13 protein-coding genes are annotated in these 13,753 nt (G+C 71.6%); 8 read left to right on the top strand and 5 right to left on the bottom strand.

The window, feature by feature from the left end; translation table 11 throughout:
• Positions 1-658 precede the first annotated feature (658 nt).
• From ACZ4U1_RS33740 to ACZ4U1_RS33720, 5 genes are all read left to right on the top strand, one after another.
• Entirely contained in the window at positions 659-1,180 is a 522-nt protein-coding gene (locus tag ACZ4U1_RS33740) for a DUF1453 domain-containing protein (protein WP_467907978.1), read from the top strand.
• Complete coding sequence (locus ACZ4U1_RS33735) at positions 1,177-2,328, top strand: sensor histidine kinase (RefSeq protein ID WP_467907977.1); 1,152 nt, start codon at positions 1,177-1,179, stop codon at positions 2,326-2,328. Before ACZ4U1_RS33740 ends, ACZ4U1_RS33735 begins: the two co-directional genes overlap by 4 nt.
• Entirely contained in the window at positions 2,325-3,014 is a 690-nt protein-coding gene (locus ACZ4U1_RS33730) for a response regulator transcription factor (protein ID WP_467907976.1), read from the top strand. Before ACZ4U1_RS33735 ends, ACZ4U1_RS33730 begins: the two co-directional genes overlap by 4 nt.
• Positions 3,015-3,083: 69 nt before the next feature.
• Complete coding sequence (locus ACZ4U1_RS33725; protein ID WP_467907975.1) at positions 3,084-3,629, top strand: DUF485 domain-containing protein; 546 nt, start codon at positions 3,084-3,086, stop codon at positions 3,627-3,629.
• A complete protein-coding gene (locus tag ACZ4U1_RS33720; protein ID WP_467907974.1) occupies positions 3,626-5,218 on the top strand; it encodes a solute symporter family protein in 1,593 nt (530 codons plus the stop codon). The genes ACZ4U1_RS33725 and ACZ4U1_RS33720 overlap by 4 nt, the downstream gene beginning before the upstream one ends.
• A gap of 16 nt (positions 5,219-5,234) precedes the next feature.
• On the opposite strand, the gene ACZ4U1_RS33715 is transcribed toward ACZ4U1_RS33720, so the two are convergent.
• Positions 5,235-5,927, bottom strand: coding sequence for a response regulator (locus ACZ4U1_RS33715; RefSeq protein ID WP_467907973.1), 693 nt, complete (start codon positions 5,925-5,927; stop codon positions 5,235-5,237).
• A 159-nt stretch (positions 5,928-6,086) separates the two neighbouring features.
• On the opposite strand from ACZ4U1_RS33715, the gene ACZ4U1_RS33710 reads away from it, so the two are divergent.
• The 3 genes from ACZ4U1_RS33710 (at position 6,087) to ACZ4U1_RS33700 (ending at position 8,872) form a co-directional block, all read left to right on the top strand.
• Positions 6,087-6,902 carry an ABC transporter ATP-binding protein gene (locus ACZ4U1_RS33710; protein ID WP_467907972.1) on the top strand — a complete coding sequence of 272 codons (816 nt, stop codon included), beginning with the start codon at positions 6,087-6,089 and terminating at the stop codon, positions 6,900-6,902.
• The gene (locus tag ACZ4U1_RS33705; RefSeq protein ID WP_467907971.1) at positions 6,892-7,755 is read left to right on the top strand and encodes an ABC transporter permease; all 864 of its coding nucleotides are present in this window, start codon (positions 6,892-6,894) and stop codon (positions 7,753-7,755) included. The genes ACZ4U1_RS33710 and ACZ4U1_RS33705 overlap by 11 nt, the downstream gene beginning before the upstream one ends.
• A 64-nt stretch (positions 7,756-7,819) precedes the next feature.
• Positions 7,820-8,872: an ABC transporter substrate-binding protein gene (locus ACZ4U1_RS33700; protein ID WP_467907970.1), complete on the top strand. Its 1,053-nt coding sequence runs from the start codon at positions 7,820-7,822 to the stop codon at positions 8,870-8,872.
• A 10-nt stretch (positions 8,873-8,882) separates the two neighbouring features.
• Here ACZ4U1_RS33700 and ACZ4U1_RS33695 read toward each other — a convergent pair whose 3' ends face one another.
• From ACZ4U1_RS33695 to ACZ4U1_RS33680, 4 genes are all read right to left on the bottom strand, one after another.
• A complete protein-coding gene (locus tag ACZ4U1_RS33695) occupies positions 8,883-9,563 on the bottom strand; it encodes a response regulator (protein ID WP_467907969.1) in 681 nt (226 codons plus the stop codon).
• Positions 9,560-11,239: an ATP-binding protein gene (locus tag ACZ4U1_RS33690; protein ID WP_467907968.1), complete on the bottom strand. Its 1,680-nt coding sequence runs from the start codon at positions 11,237-11,239 to the stop codon at positions 9,560-9,562. The genes ACZ4U1_RS33695 and ACZ4U1_RS33690 overlap by 4 nt, the downstream gene beginning before the upstream one ends.
• Positions 11,240-11,338: 99 nt before the next feature.
• Positions 11,339-12,280 (bottom strand): sucrase ferredoxin, encoded by a 942-nt coding sequence (locus ACZ4U1_RS33685; RefSeq protein ID WP_467907967.1) that lies wholly within the window; start codon positions 12,278-12,280, stop codon positions 11,339-11,341.
• A 54-nt stretch (positions 12,281-12,334) separates the two neighbouring features.
• Complete coding sequence (locus ACZ4U1_RS33680; protein WP_467907966.1) at positions 12,335-13,591, bottom strand: citrate/2-methylcitrate synthase; 1,257 nt, start codon at positions 13,589-13,591, stop codon at positions 12,335-12,337.
• Positions 13,592-13,753 lie beyond the last annotated feature (162 nt).

Here is a 13,753-nt window from a genome sequence, read left to right as displayed (position 1 = left end):
GGCCGACGGGGCGGGAGCCCGTCCCTTGGCGGGCCTGGCAGCGGCATGCGGTGATATGCCGGGGACGGATGGCCGAGTGGCCGGCGCGGAAGGCAGGTGACTGTCGGCGCGCGTCGGCCAGGTGTCTGTCGGCGCCCGTCGGCCGGTCAGGTGTTTGTCGGTGGCTGGTCGGTCGGCAGCTGGCCGTCGGGTCGGGCCGGATCCGCTCGCGGTGAGTGAGCGGGCTCTTTCTTGCCCGTCGCCGCCGGACCCTGCGGCGTCCGCCGTGTCGTGACGGTGGGCTGTCGGAGAAAGCGAGCCATCGCCCGGTTGCTGAGCGGGGGCGGACCCGCTCCGCCTGGCACCGCCCGCGCCGCCGGATTCCGGCGGGTGGCTACGTGGCTGGCCCTCCCGCTGTGCCCGGCTGACTCCCCGCTGGGCCTGTCCCGATTGATCACCGCTCGCCTGCGACCTGCCGCACTGCCCACCCCCCCCGCTCCACTCACGCCACCATCGCCCGGCCCGAGTGATCTCTCCACCCGCGGGTGGAGGCAAGCCGCTGCGAGGTTCCACCCTTGATCCACCCCGGCTCCGATCTCCCGGCCTGCGGATATCCGTAGCTTCGAAGGCGTCGGCAGCACTCGCTGCCGACACCGCCTTCCCGCTCACGGAGGACCTGATGTCCGGGCTCGTCAACGTGCTGGTGATGCTGGCCGTCGTCGCCGTGGTGATCGCGCGGCAGTTCCGCACCCGGGCGATCGACACGGACCGGCGCTGGTGGCTGCTGCCCGCGGTGCTCGCCGTCGTCGCGCTGCGCGAGCCCGGCGTGCTCGACGCCCACCACCGCACCGCATCCGCCGTACTGCTCACGGTGGAGCTGCTCATCGGCCTGGCCACCGGTGCCGGCTGGGGCTGGACCACCCGCATCTGGACGGCGCCGGACGGCGTCATATGGACCAAGAGCACCAAGGCGAGCGTCGCCGTGTGGGGCGCGGGTGTAGCCCTGCGCGTCGCTGTCTTCGCCCTCGGCTTCGCACTCGGCATCCAGCAGGACAGCTCGGCGCTGCTGCTCGGCCTCGCCTGCACTCTGTTGGTCCGGGGCGGGATCCTGGCCTGGCGGGCCCAGACCTTCGGCACCATGAGCGCTCCCGTCCCCGCGTACGGTGACGACAAGCAGCCGGCCTGGAAGGAGCGCGTGTGACCGAGAACGCCTGGACACGCTGGCCGTCACGCGAAGCACTCGGCCGCGCGGGCACCTCCCGCCCCCGGCGCCTGCTCGCCTGGATCGTGCGACTGCTCGTGCTGGCCCTGCTTCTGTGGGGTGCCTTCACCCAGAGGCACGTGGGTCTCTGGGGAGTGCTCGCGGCAGCGGCCGGAGTCCTCCTCGCCGGTCTCGTCGCCTGTGCCTTCTTCCACACCACCTACCAGCACCGGCTGGTGCCCTCCCTCCTGCTCATAGCGGTGCTCCTCGCCCTCGCGGCCGCCGCCGAGGCCACCGGATTCACCGGCCCCGCCCTCGTGATCTGGTGCGGCTGCGGTGTCGCCGCGCTGGAGCGGCTGCCGCTCGGCGCCGCGGCCCCCGTGACGTCGGTGGCGCTGGCCTCGTACTCCGCGTTCAACAACGACGTCTGGCTGACCACGGCCGCCACCGTGGCCGGTATGGCCCTCGCCGGGTACGTCCTGCGGCTGGACGCGGAAGCCCGGGGCAGTGCACAGCGACTGCTCGCCCAGGAGCGCGCCGCCCGCGCGGCCGAGGCCGAGTCAGCGGCACTGGCAGAGCGGACCCGCATCGCACGGGAGATCCACGACGTGCTGGCCCACAGCCTCTCCGCGCAGCTCGTGCACCTGGAGGCGGCCCGGCTGCTGATCGAGAACGGCGCGGATCGCGAACGGATCCTGGAGCGGGTGGTGGCCGCCCGGGGGATGGCTCGCGACGGACTCGCCGAGACCCGTCAGGCGCTCTCCGCACTGCGGGGCGAGCTGACCCCGCTGGAGGACTTCCTGACCGAGCTCGTCGGCGCGTCTGACGGGGCCGAGGTCACCGTCACAGGTGAACGCAGAGCCCTGCCGGCCGAGGCGTCCCAAGCCGTACGGCGAGTCGCACAGGAGGCACTGACGAACGTCCGCAAGCACGCCCAAGGCGCCAAAGTGGCCGTCCGGCTCGACTACAGCGAGCACGAAGTGACGCTGAACGTCCGGGACTCGGGCGGTCGGCCGGGCGAACTCGGCGGAGCCGGAGGCGGGTACGGTCTGCTGGGCATGCGCGAGCGCGCCGAACTGCTGGGCGGTTCGCTGGACGCGGGTCCGGAGGAGGAGGGGTTCGTGGTGACGCTGAAGGTGCCCGTATGACGGAGACGGAGGGGGAGAGGAAACCGGCACGGGTCGTGGTGGCCGACGACCAGACCGTGGTCCGTGAGGGCATCGTGATGCTGCTCGGGCTGTTGCCGGGCGTGGAGGTCGTGGGGGCCGCGGGAGACGGTGAGGAGGCGGTGCGCCTGGTCGGAGAACTCGCTCCGGACGTCGTACTGATGGACCTCAGGATGCCCCGCTGCGACGGCGTGGAGGCCACCCGGCGGATCCGGGCCCAGTACCCCGGAACCCAGGTCGTGGTGCTCACCACCTACGCGGACGACGAGTCGCTGTTCCCCGCGCTGCGGGCCGGCGCCCGGGGATACCTGACCAAGGACGCGGGCGGTGACGAGATCGTACGTGCCGTGCACAGCGTGCTCTCGGGGGACGCGGGACTGTCGCCGAGTATCCAGCGACGGTTGCTGGAGCGGCTGTCACAGCCCGAGCCCGAGCCGGTCCCGGCGGCCGGCGAGGTGCCCGACGGGCTGACCGCGCGCGAGACCGAGGTCCTGGTGCTGATCGCCGAAGGTTTCAGCAATCAGGAGATCGCCCGCCGACTGCATGTGTCGACCGCGACCGTGAAGACACACATCAACAACCTCTTCACCAAGACGGGCCTCAAGGACCGGGCACAGGCCGTGCGGTACGCCTATAGCAAGAGACTGGTGCGGCCACCCACCGGGTGAATCACCTGATGGGGTGAAGAGCAGGAGGAAGAGAAGTCAGGGATCTTCCCGGTCTGTCCATCCTTGGGCATGCAGTCAAGCAACGGTCCCCGCGGCGCCGGGGACGGTCCCGAGAGACCGGCCGGGAACCAGGAAGACCGCGGCACGCCGCCCCGCGACCTGACGTGCGGGGACCCCTGGTACGACGCGCTGGCCTCGGGCTGGGGCGAGCTGGACGGTATCGGTGCGCCGGCGCCGGCCGTGCCGCCCGCGCGGGGTGAGCCCGGCGCGACGGCGGTGCATGCCCGGGAGGTGTACGTCGAGGTGCAGCGCAGTGCGGCGTTCCAGGAGGTGAGGGGTAGGTACCGGCGGTTCGTGGTGCCGGGGGTCGTCGGATTCCTGGTCTGGTACGTGGGGTATGTGGTCACCGCGACGACGGCGCCCGGATTCATGGCCCGGCCCGTGGCCGGGGCGGTGAATGTGGGGATGCTGGCGGGGCTCGGGCAGTTCCTCACCACGTTCCTGCTCACCTGGGCGTACGCCCGGCATGCGCGGCTGCGCCGGGACCGGGCCGCGCTGGAGCTGCGCTGGGACACACAGGAGCTGGCCCGTGGTGCGCGGGGAGGCGCCCCGTGACCGGCGACCATCAGACTCTGGCGCTGCTGCTGTTCATCGGGTTCGTGGCGGTCACGCTCGGGATCACGACCTGGGTGAGCCGCAGGCGGCACGGTTCGGCGGAGGAGTTCTACGCCGGCGGGCGGCTGTTCTCCCCCATGGAGAATGGTTTTGCCATCGCGGGCGACTACATGTCGGCGGCCTCCTTCCTGGGGATCGCCGGACTGATCGCGCTGTACGGGTACGACGGACTGCTCTATTGCGTGGGATTCCTCGTGGCGTGGCTGGTCGTGCTCTTCCTGGTGGCCGAACTGGTCCGCAACTGCGGGCGGTTCACCCTGGCCGACGTGGTGGCCGCGCGGATGAGAGAGCGGCCGGTGCGGATCGCCGCGGGAACTTCCTCGGTCACGGTGTCCGTTCTCTACCTGGTGGCGCAGATGGTCGGCGCGGGCAGCCTGGTGGCGCTGCTGCTGGGGCGGACGAGCGGCGCGGCGCAGGCCTGGACGGTCATCGGCGTCGGGGCGCTCATGGTGATCTATGTGTCGTTGGGAGGGATGCGGGCCACCACCTGGATCCAGATCGTGAAGGCGGTCCTGCTGCTCGGGGGGACGGTCGTGCTGACCGTGCTGGTCCTGCTGCGGTTCCACGGGGACGTCGACCGGCTGCTGCTCACGGCCGCGGAGCGCAGTGGGCAGGGGACGGCGTTTCTGGCGCCGGGCCTGAAGTACGGCGGGGACTGGACCGCCCGGTTCGACTTCATCAGCCTGGGACTCGCGCTGGTGCTGGGCACGGCCGGACTGCCGCACATCCTGTCCCGCTTCTACACCGTCCCCACCGCGCGGGCTGCCCGCCGCTCCGTGGTGTGGTCCATCGGTCTCATCGGCAGCTTCTACCTGATGACGATCGTCCTCGGATTCGGCGCGGCGGCGGTGGTGGGGCCGGGTGCCGTACGCGGATCCAACGCGGCCGGGAACACGGCGGTGCCGCTTCTCGCTCTAGACCTGGGCGGCGGAGCGGGTTCCACCGGGGGCACCGTGCTGTTCGCGGTGGTCGCCGCGGTGGCGTTCGCCACGATCCTGGCGGTGGTCGCGGGCATCACGCTCGCCTCCTCGGCCTCGGTGGCCCACGATCTGTACGCCTCGCTGCGCCGCCGGCACGGCAAGGCCCGCAGTGAGGTGGCCGTGGCCCGGTGGGCGGCGGTCGGCATCGGCGTCGTGGCGATCGCGCTCGGCCTGCTGGCCCGGGATCTCAACGTCGCCTTCCTGGTCGGCCTCGCCTTCGCCGTGGCCGCGTCGGCGAACCTGCCGGTCCTGCTCTACTCGTTGTTCTGGCGCGGTTTCACGACGCGTGGCGCGGTGTGGGCGGTGTACGGCGGGCTGCTCCCGGCGATCGGGCTCGTGCTGCTGTCGCCGGTGGTGTCCGGCGGCCCGGACTCCCTGTTCCCGGCCGTCGACTTCCAGTACTTCCCGCTGGAGAACCCGGGCATTGTCTCCATCCCGCTCGGCTTCCTCGCCGGCTGGCTGGGCACGGTGACCTCGGACGAGGTTCCGGACGAGGCCAAGTACGCCGAGACGGAGGTGCGCTCGCTGACCGGGGCCGGAGCCGTGTAGCCGGGCCGAGGCCTCGCTACGGCGCCACCCAGGCGTACCGGTGTTCCGGGCGGCCGGTGTCGCCGTACTTCAGGGAGAGGCGGAGACGGCCCGCCTGTTCCAGGTGGCGGAGGTAGCGCTGGGCGGTGGAGCGGCTCAGGCCGGTCCGGGCGGCCACCTCATGGGCCGAGAGCGGATGGTCGGCGCGGTGCAGCACGCCGCAGATGAGGTCGGTCGTGGGCTCGGACCGGCCTGTCGGCAGGCCGGGTGCGGAGGGGGCGGGGGCGGTGCGCAGGGCGCCGAAGATCCGGTCGACCTGCTCCTGGCCCGTCAGGCCCCGGCCGCCCACCCGGTCGACCGTGCGGCGCAGGGCGGCGTAGGAGTCCAGGCGAGCCCGCAGCGCGGCGAAGGTGAACGGCTTGACCAGGTAGTGCAGGGCGCCCAGGCGCATCGCCTGCTGGACGGTTGTCACATCGCTGGCCGCGGTGATCATGATGACGTCGGTGCCGTGGCCCTGCTCCCGCATGCGGTGCACGAGTTCCAGGCCGGTCTGGTCCGGCAGATAGTGGTCGAGCAGGACCAGGTCGATGGAACCGCGTTCTACGGCGGCCAGGGCCTGGGCGGCGCTGTGCGCACGGGCGGCCACCCGGAAGCCGGGAACCTTTCCCACGTACTTGGCGTTGATCTCAGCGACACGGAAGTCGTCGTCGACCACCAGGACGTCAATCATCAGGCCTCTCCTTACAAGGCCGGCGAGCGTTCAGCCCGTGTTTCGGCTCCGCAGTTGTAGCGCGAGCAAAACGAGCACAACAGGTTCTTGCGAGCAAAAGAACGGCTTGTGCTCACAAGACTCCTGCTGTGGCCGGGGCCACACCTACCGTCCCGGCCCATGAGCGCACACACCAGCCCCGCCATCGAGCTGCGGGGCGCGAGCAAGACCTTCAGAACCCCGTCCGGGGGACTGCACACGGCGGTGCGCGGCCTGGACCTCACCGTGCAGCGCGGCGAGTTCGTGGCCGTCGTAGGACCGACCGGCTGCGGCAAGTCCACCACGCTGACCCTGGTCAGCGGCCTGGAGGAGCCCACCGAGGGCGAGGTGCTGGTGGCCGGCGAGCCGGTCGACGGGGTCGGGGACAAGGTCGGCTTCGTCTTCCAGCAGGACGCCACCTTCCCCTGGCGGACAGTCCTGTCGAACGTCATGGCGGGCCCGCGCTTCCGGGGCGTACCCAAGGCGGAGGCCAAGCGGAGGGCCCGTGACTGGCTGGCCCGGGTGGGACTCGCCGCCTTCGAGGACCGCTATCCGCACCAGCTCTCCGGCGGCCAGCGCAAGCGCGTCGCCCTGGCGGCCACCTTCGTCAACGACCCCGAGCTTTTGCTGATGGACGAGCCGTTCTCGGCGCTCGACGTGCAGACCCGGGCACTGATGTCGGACGAGCTGCTGGAGCTGTGGGAGGGCACCGGCGCCTCCGTCGTCTTCGTCACCCACGATCTGGAGGAGTCCATCGCGCTGGCCGACAAGGTCGTCGTGATGACCGCCGGACCCGCGACCGTGAAGCAGGTCTTCGACATCGACCTGCCCCGCCCGCGCAAGGTCGAGTCGGTGCGGCTGGAGCCGCGGTTCATCGAGATCTACCGCGAGATCTGGGAGTCCCTCGGCGAAGAGGTCCGCATCACCCGCGAGAGGGGTGCGGCCCATGTCGCCTGAGGTCCTCAGCACCCCGGTCGTGGACACCGTCAAGACGCCCGATCGCGCGCAGACCCGCGCCCAGGCCGCACGCCGGCGCAAACTCCTTGTCAACGCCGTGCGCGTGGTGCTCCTGGTGGCCGTCCTCGGGCTGTGGGAGGTGCTGTCACGCGCCAAGGTCATCGACCCGTTCAACTTCTCGATGCCCTCGAAGATCTGGGACCAGATCTGGACCTGGGTGACCCACGGGACAGCACTCGGCTCCCTGGGGGAGCAGATCTGGTACACGCTGTACGAAGCACTGCTGGGCTGGGTCATCGGTGTGATCGCCGGCGTGCTCCTCGGCATTGCGCTAGGGCGGATCAGATTGCTCGCCGAGGTCCTTGGTCCATACATCAAGGTGCTCAACTCGATTCCCCGGATCGTGCTGGCGCCCATCTTCCTGATCTGGTTCGGTCTCGGGCCGTCCTCCAAGGTGGCCTCCGCCGTGGTGCTCGTCTTCTTCCCGGTGTTCTTCAACGCCTTCCAGGGCGCCCGCGAAGTGGACCGCAATCTCGTGGCCAACGCCCGCATCCTCGGTGCGAGCGACCGCAGGGTGACCCTCCAGGTGGTCATCCCGTCGGCCACCTCCTGGATCTTCACCAGCCTGCACGTCAGCTTCGGCTTCGCGCTCATCGGCGCCATCGTCGGCGAGTACATCGGCGCGACCAAGGGCATCGGCCTGCTCGTCTCACAGTCGCAGAACACCTTCAACGCGGCCGGCGTGTACGCCGCGATGGTCATCCTCGCCGTCGTCGCCCTCGTCGCCGAGGGACTGCTGACCTTCGCCGAGCGCCGCATCTTCCGCTGGAAGCCCACCGGTTCCGACAGCTGACCGGTCCCCACGCCACCCCCCGCGCCCCTTCCCGCACCGCCCTCTCACAAGGACGTGAACCCGCATGCGCAAGACCGCCAGACACGCCTCCCTGGCCGCCGCCGGACTGCTCGCCCTCTCCTCCCTCACCGCCTGCGCCAACGACGCGGCAAGCTCCACGGCCGACACCGGCAGCGGCGGCGGCAAGGGGGAGAGCGTCAAGATCATGGTCGGCGGCCTGGACAAGGTCATCTACCTGCCCGCGATGCTCACCCAGCGCCTCGGTTACTTCCAGGCCGAGGGGCTGAACGTCCAGCTCCTCAGCGAGCCCGCCGGAGTCCAGGCCGAGACCGCGCTCGTCTCCGGCCAGGTGCAGGGAGCGGTCGGGTTCTACGACCACACGCTCGACCTGCAGGTGAAGGGCAAGTCGGTGGAGTCGGTCGTGCAGTTCTCGGACGCTCCCGGCGAGGTGGAGGTCGTCTCCGACAAGGCCGCCGGCGACCTCACCTCGCCCAAGGACTTCAAGGGCCGCAAGCTGGGCGTGACCGGCCTCGGCTCCTCGACCGACTTCCTCACCAAGTACCTGGCGGTCAAGAACGGCGTCGACACCAGCGAGTTCACGCCGGTCGCGGTGGGGGCGGGACCGACGTTCATCGCGGCCCTCCAGAACGGAGCGATCGACGGCGGTATGACCACCGACCCGACCGTCGCGACGATCCTGGACAAGAAGGCCGGGAAGATCCTCATCGACATGCGCACCCCCGAGGGCTCTCAGGAGGCGCTCGGCGGGCCGTACCCGTCGTCAAGTCTGTACATGCAGACGGACTGGGTGAACGGACACAAGGACACCGTCCAGAAGTTGGTCAACGCATTCGTCAAGACGCTCAAGTGGATGTCGACGCACAGCGCCGACGAAATCGCCGCCAAGATGCCCGCCGACTACTCCCAGGGCAACAAGACCCTGTACGCGCAAGCCATCAAGAGCACCCTTCCGATGTTCACCGACGACGGCGTGATGCCCCAGGGCGGTCCCGAGACCGTCGAGAAGGTCCTCAAGTCGTTCAACCCCAACATCAAGAACGCGAAGGTCGACTTGAGCAAGACGTACACGACCGAGTTCGTCAACGCTGCCCAGTAGACGAGTCCGCTCAGGCGCGGGTCGCCCACACGTAACGGTGTTCCGGGCGGCCCGCGTCGCCGTACTTGAGGGTCAGCCGGGCCCGCCCGGTGCGCTCCAGGAGCTTCAGGTAGCGCTGGGCGGTCTGCCGGCTCACCCCGGTCCGCTCGGCGATCTCCTGGGCGGACAGGGGACGTTCGGCGTTCAGCAGCGCCTGGCGCACCAGCTCGGCGGTCGTCGGGGAGTGCCCCTTGGGCAGCCCGGGCTCCGATGGTGCGGACAGGGCGCCGAAGATACGGTCGACCTCCGCCTGCTCGGCCTCGCCGCCGCCGTCCAGGGTGCGCCGCAGCTCCGCGTACGCCTCCAGCTTCGCCCGCAGGCCGGCGAAGGCGAACGGCTTCACCAGGTACTGCAACGCCCCCTGCCGCATGGCCGCCTGCACGGTCGACACGTCCCGCGCCGCCGTCACCATGATCACGTCGGTCTGGTGGCCGCGCCGGCGCATCTCCTGGACGACGGCCAGACCCGTGTCGTCGGGCAGGTAGTGGTCCATCAGGACGAGGTCGAGTTGCGGCAGGCTCTCCACCTGGCGCAGAGCCTCGGCCGCGTTGTGCGCCTCGCCGGCCACATGGAATCCGGGCACCTTCTCGACGTAGGCGGCGTTGACGCGGGCGACGCGGGTGTCGTCGTCCACGACCAGGACCTCGATCATCGCGCCTCCTCCTCGGCGACGGCGGCGGTCTCCGAGGACACCTCGGGCACCGCGGGTTCCAGTTCCGGCTCGGTCAGCGCCTCGGGCAGGACCACGGTGAACTCCGCGCCACCGCCGGCCGCCGCGCCCACGGCCGCGCTCCCGCCCTGCCGCTCGGCGAGCCGGCGCACCAGGGACAGCCCGATGCCCCGTTTGCCGTGCGCGGGAGGCTTCTTGGTGGACCAGCCCTCGGTGAAGACCACCTCCCGCTGCTCCTCGGGGATGCCGGGGCCCGTGTCGCGTACGCGCAGGACGACCGTACGACCTTCCGCGCGCAACTCGACCTCCACGCGCGCGTGCGGGGTGCCCGCGACCGCGTCGAGCGCGTTGTCCACGAGGTTGCCCACGACCGTCACCAGGCCCCGGGGGTCGATCAGCCGGTCCGGGAGCCGGGTGCGCTCCGACACCCACAGGGCGACCCCGCGCTCGGCCGCCACGGTTGCCTTGCCGACCAGCAGCGCGGCCAGCAGCGGGTCCTGGATCTTCTCGGTGACCTGCTCGGCGGTGGCCCGGTGGTCTCCGACCACCTCGCCGACGAACTCCACGGCGTCGTCGTACATCTCCAGCTCCAGCAGCCCCAGCAGGGTGTGCATGCGGTTGGCGTGCTCGTGGTCCTGGGCGCGCAGGGCGTCGATCAGTCCACGCGTGGAGTCGAGTTCACGCCCCAGCTGCTCCAGTTCGGTGCGGTCGCGCAGGGTGGCCACGGCGCCGCCGTCCCCGGTGGGCATGCGGTTGGCGACCAGCACGCGCTGGCCGCGCACCGTGAGCAGATCGGTGCCGGTCACCCGGCCGGCCAGCACGTCCGTCGTACGGCCCGCGCCGAGCGCCTCGTCGGGGGTCCGCCCGACGGCCTCGTCGCCGATGCCCAGCAGCCGCCGTGCCTCGTCATTGAGCAGGCGGATGCGACCGGCCCGGTCGAGCGCGACCACGCCCTCCCGGATGCCGTGCAGCATCGCCTCGCGCTCCGCGAGCAGCGCGGAGATGTCGGAGAAGGCCAGGTCCCGGGTCTGCCGCTGGACCCGGCGCGAGATCAGCCAGGCGGCCAGCGCCCCCACCGCGAGTGCGCCCCCGGCGTACGCGAACAGCCCCGGGATCGCGCTGATCAGACGCGCCCGCACGCTGTCGTAGGCGATGCCGACCGAGACCGCGCCGACGATGCGGTGGTCGGCGTCGTACAGCGGCACCTTGCCGCGTGCCGAACGTCCCAGGGTGCCCCTGTCGATCTCCATGACCTCCTTGCCGGCCAGGGCGTCGGTGGGGTCGGTGGAGACGCGGCGGCCGATCTCCGAGGGCGTGGGGTGCGACCAGCGCACCCAGTCCCGGTTCAGCACCACGATGTACTCGGCGTGTGTGGCCCGCCGGATCCGTTCCGCCTCCCGCTGCACCGGGCCGTTCCTGCTCGGCGGTGTCGTGAGGACCCCCTCGGCGATCTGCGGGTCCTGGGCCGTGGTCTCGGCGATGGCCAGCGCGCGGCGCATCGCCTCCTGGTCGAGCTGCTTGCTCAGCGGGGCCAGGAAGAGCCCGGTCGCGAGCACCGCGACTCCCGCGGCGATCGCCACCTGCATCAGCAGCACCTGGGAGAACATCCTCCGGGGCAGGCCGATGCGCCGTCGGCGGGCGGGGGGAGTGGGGCTCATACCCACGACGGTACGTGGGCTGTTCTCGGGCGCCCCAGCGGGTGTGGTGTGGATCTCTTGATCCATCGTTGATCAATGATGGACGGTGCCGGCGCCCGGCTAGCTCGCCAGAGCCGTGGGCCTCAGCTCGCGTACCTCGACCACGTCCATCCGCGCCGGCGTGCCCAGTACGGCCGCGCCACAGCTGTCCGGGCGGGGCGGCAGCGACGCCCCCTGCGCCACGGTGACCCGCCACCGGCGGCCGTCGGCGTGGACGACGGTGACCTCCCAGCGCGGAGCCGCGCCGTCGGTCCGTACGACGCTCAGCACACCCGCACGGTGCTCGCCCGCGGCCGACCGCACGGCCAGTTCCGCCGCCTGGCCGGGCCGTTCCCACGCGGAGCACCCCCGGCACCCCTCCACGACCACGCGCCCCTCCCGGACGCCGTGCAGGGCCTCCTTGACGGTGTGCGCCTCGGCGCGGCCGTAGGCGTAGCCGTACGGCAGCACGAGCACCGTGGGAGCGAACCGATGTCCACCCAGATGGGTGACCTCCCAGACGCCGCGCACCCCCGAGGCGACCAGCTCGGTGGCGAGGGGGCGGCCCAGGAGGGCACAGCAGCGGTCGCGCTTGCCGTTGGTGCACACGAGCGCCAGCGGGTCATCCCGGTGCGGCCCTCCGTCGAGCACCGCGCCGAAGGAACGGTGGTCACCGGCCCCGAGGCCGGCGAAGTCCAGTTCGAGCAGCCGCTGCGGATCGCGGGTGGTGGCACTGTGCAGCCACACGCGCCCCGGAACGGTGTGTGCGGCGTACACCTGCCGCATCGGGGGCGTCCCGGGGTCGGCATGGCGCCCGGGGTGCCGGATGAGCGCGATCCGCACGCCGGTCCCGTCGGCGGCGGCCTCCAACGCCCGGCCCAGCGCTGGGTCCAGGTGGCTGGACGTCAGCGCCTTGGTACCCCACGGGCCGGGCTGTTCCAGCAGCAGCCACGTCGTCGCCGTGGCAGCCGTACCGGAGATCGGCTCGTCGAGGCTCCGGGAGACGGTCGCACACCTACTCACAGAGGTGAGCCTAACCTGAGTTTCCCGAGGGGCACTTCCGGCCGGTGCCGTGTCCTACTCCGGGAGGGTCTGTGGCGGGCGCGGACCGACGTAGTGGCCACTGGGGCGCATGCGCAGCGGACGCTCGCCGTACTCCTCCAGGGCGTGGGCGACCCAGCCCGCGGTCCGGGCGACGGCGAAGATCGTCTCCCCGGCCGTGGCCGGCATGCCGCAGGACGCGGTGAACACCGCCAGGGCGAGGTCCACGTTGGCGTGCAGCGGGGTGTGCCGGGCGGTGGTCGCGACGATGTCCCGGGCCGCGAGCAGCGCGGACTCCGCGCGCGGGACCTGCTCCAGCAGCCCGAACAGCACCCGCGCGCGCGGGTCCTCGCCCGAGTACAGCCGGTGGCCGAGGCCGGGGACGCGGCGGCCCGCGCGCAGTTCGGCGGCGATCACCGGGACCGCCGTGCCCTGGTCGAGCACGTCCAGGAGCATCCGGTGGGCCAGGCCGCTGGCGGCGCCGTGCAGCGGCCCTTCCAGCACGCCGAGCCCGGCCGAGACGGCCGCGTACGCGTGCGCCCGGGCCGAGGCGGCGACCCGCACCGCGAGCGTCGACGCGGCCAGGTCGTGGTCGGCGAGCAGCGCCAGCGCGGTGTCGAGCACGCGCAGGGAGGCCTCGTCGGCCGGGCGGCCGGTCAGCCGGTACCAGAGGCGGTGGGCCAGCGGACCGTCGTCCTTGCGCTCGTGCGCGGCCGGCGGGAGCGCGGCGACGAGGGTGGGGATGAGGGTGCGCGCCGTGTTCAGCACCGCCTCCTCGGACAGGTCGAAGCGCAGCGGGTCCTCGGCCGCCGCGGCGATCGCCGCCACCCGCAGCCGGTCGACGGGGGAGGCGTGCTCGGACAGGGCGCCCACGGCGCGGCGGGCGACCTCGACGGTGTCCTCGGGCGCGGCGAAGGCCGCCCCGGGGGTCAGCCGGCCCGTCCACAGCCACTCCGCGACCTCCTCGTAGGAGTGACGGGTGGCCAGCTCGACGGCGTCGACGCCCCGGTAGAAGTACCGGTCCTGTTCGATCAGCGTGATCCGGGTGCGGACGGACAGGTCACCGCCGGAGCCCGGACTCCCGGCAGCCTCCCGCCGGTTGCGGCGGGCGAGGGCCTCCACCTCGCCGGCCTCGAAGGTGCTGGCCCGGCCGCCGGGCTCGCGTCTGCTGCTGAGCAGGCCGCGGCTCACGTACGCGTAGACCGTCTCGGGCTTCACGCCGAGGACTTCGGCGGTCTCCTTGGTGGTCAGCCGGCGCCCGGGACGGTGGGGAGCGGTGTCGTGATCGCGCATGGAGATCACCGTAGTCGCCTCTGCATACATTGATGCTGATTAATTGATTCAATCAACGTTGACGAGAAAGATGTCAAGCATCGATGGCATGATCAACCACGCGGAGAGGGGCTCTTCGCCCGGGTTTCCTCCCGCTCCTATCCTGGTCCCGGTAGCCGTGGG

Source organism: Streptomyces sp. NPDC028928 (genome assembly GCF_055564915.1).
This window is presented reverse-complemented; position numbering and strand designations above follow the sequence as displayed.

What these genes read in the sequence shown, in the direction of transcription:
- ACZ4U1_RS33740 (WP_467907978.1), top strand. Translation starts at nt 659, where the DNA reads ATGTCCGGGCTCGTCAACGTGCTGGTGATGCTGGCCGTCGTCGCCGTG.
- ACZ4U1_RS33730 (WP_467907976.1), top strand. Translation starts at nt 2,325, where the DNA reads ATGACGGAGACGGAGGGGGAGAGGAAACCGGCACGGGTCGTGGTGGCC.
- ACZ4U1_RS33725 (WP_467907975.1), top strand. Translation starts at nt 3,084, where the DNA reads ATGCAGTCAAGCAACGGTCCCCGCGGCGCCGGGGACGGTCCCGAGAGA.
- ACZ4U1_RS33715 (WP_467907973.1), bottom strand. Translation starts at nt 5,927, where the DNA reads ATGATTGACGTCCTGGTGGTCGACGACGACTTCCGTGTCGCTGAGATC.
- ACZ4U1_RS33710 (WP_467907972.1), top strand. Translation starts at nt 6,087, where the DNA reads ATGAGCGCACACACCAGCCCCGCCATCGAGCTGCGGGGCGCGAGCAAG.
- ACZ4U1_RS33705 (WP_467907971.1), top strand. Translation starts at nt 6,892, where the DNA reads ATGTCGCCTGAGGTCCTCAGCACCCCGGTCGTGGACACCGTCAAGACG.
- ACZ4U1_RS33700 (WP_467907970.1), top strand. Translation starts at nt 7,820, where the DNA reads ATGCGCAAGACCGCCAGACACGCCTCCCTGGCCGCCGCCGGACTGCTC.
- ACZ4U1_RS33695 (WP_467907969.1), bottom strand. Translation starts at nt 9,563, where the DNA reads ATGATCGAGGTCCTGGTCGTGGACGACGACACCCGCGTCGCCCGCGTC.
- ACZ4U1_RS33690 (WP_467907968.1), bottom strand. Translation starts at nt 11,239, where the DNA reads ATGAGCCCCACTCCCCCCGCCCGCCGACGGCGCATCGGCCTGCCCCGG.
- ACZ4U1_RS33680 (WP_467907966.1), bottom strand. Translation starts at nt 13,591, where the DNA reads ATGCGCGATCACGACACCGCTCCCCACCGTCCCGGGCGCCGGCTGACC.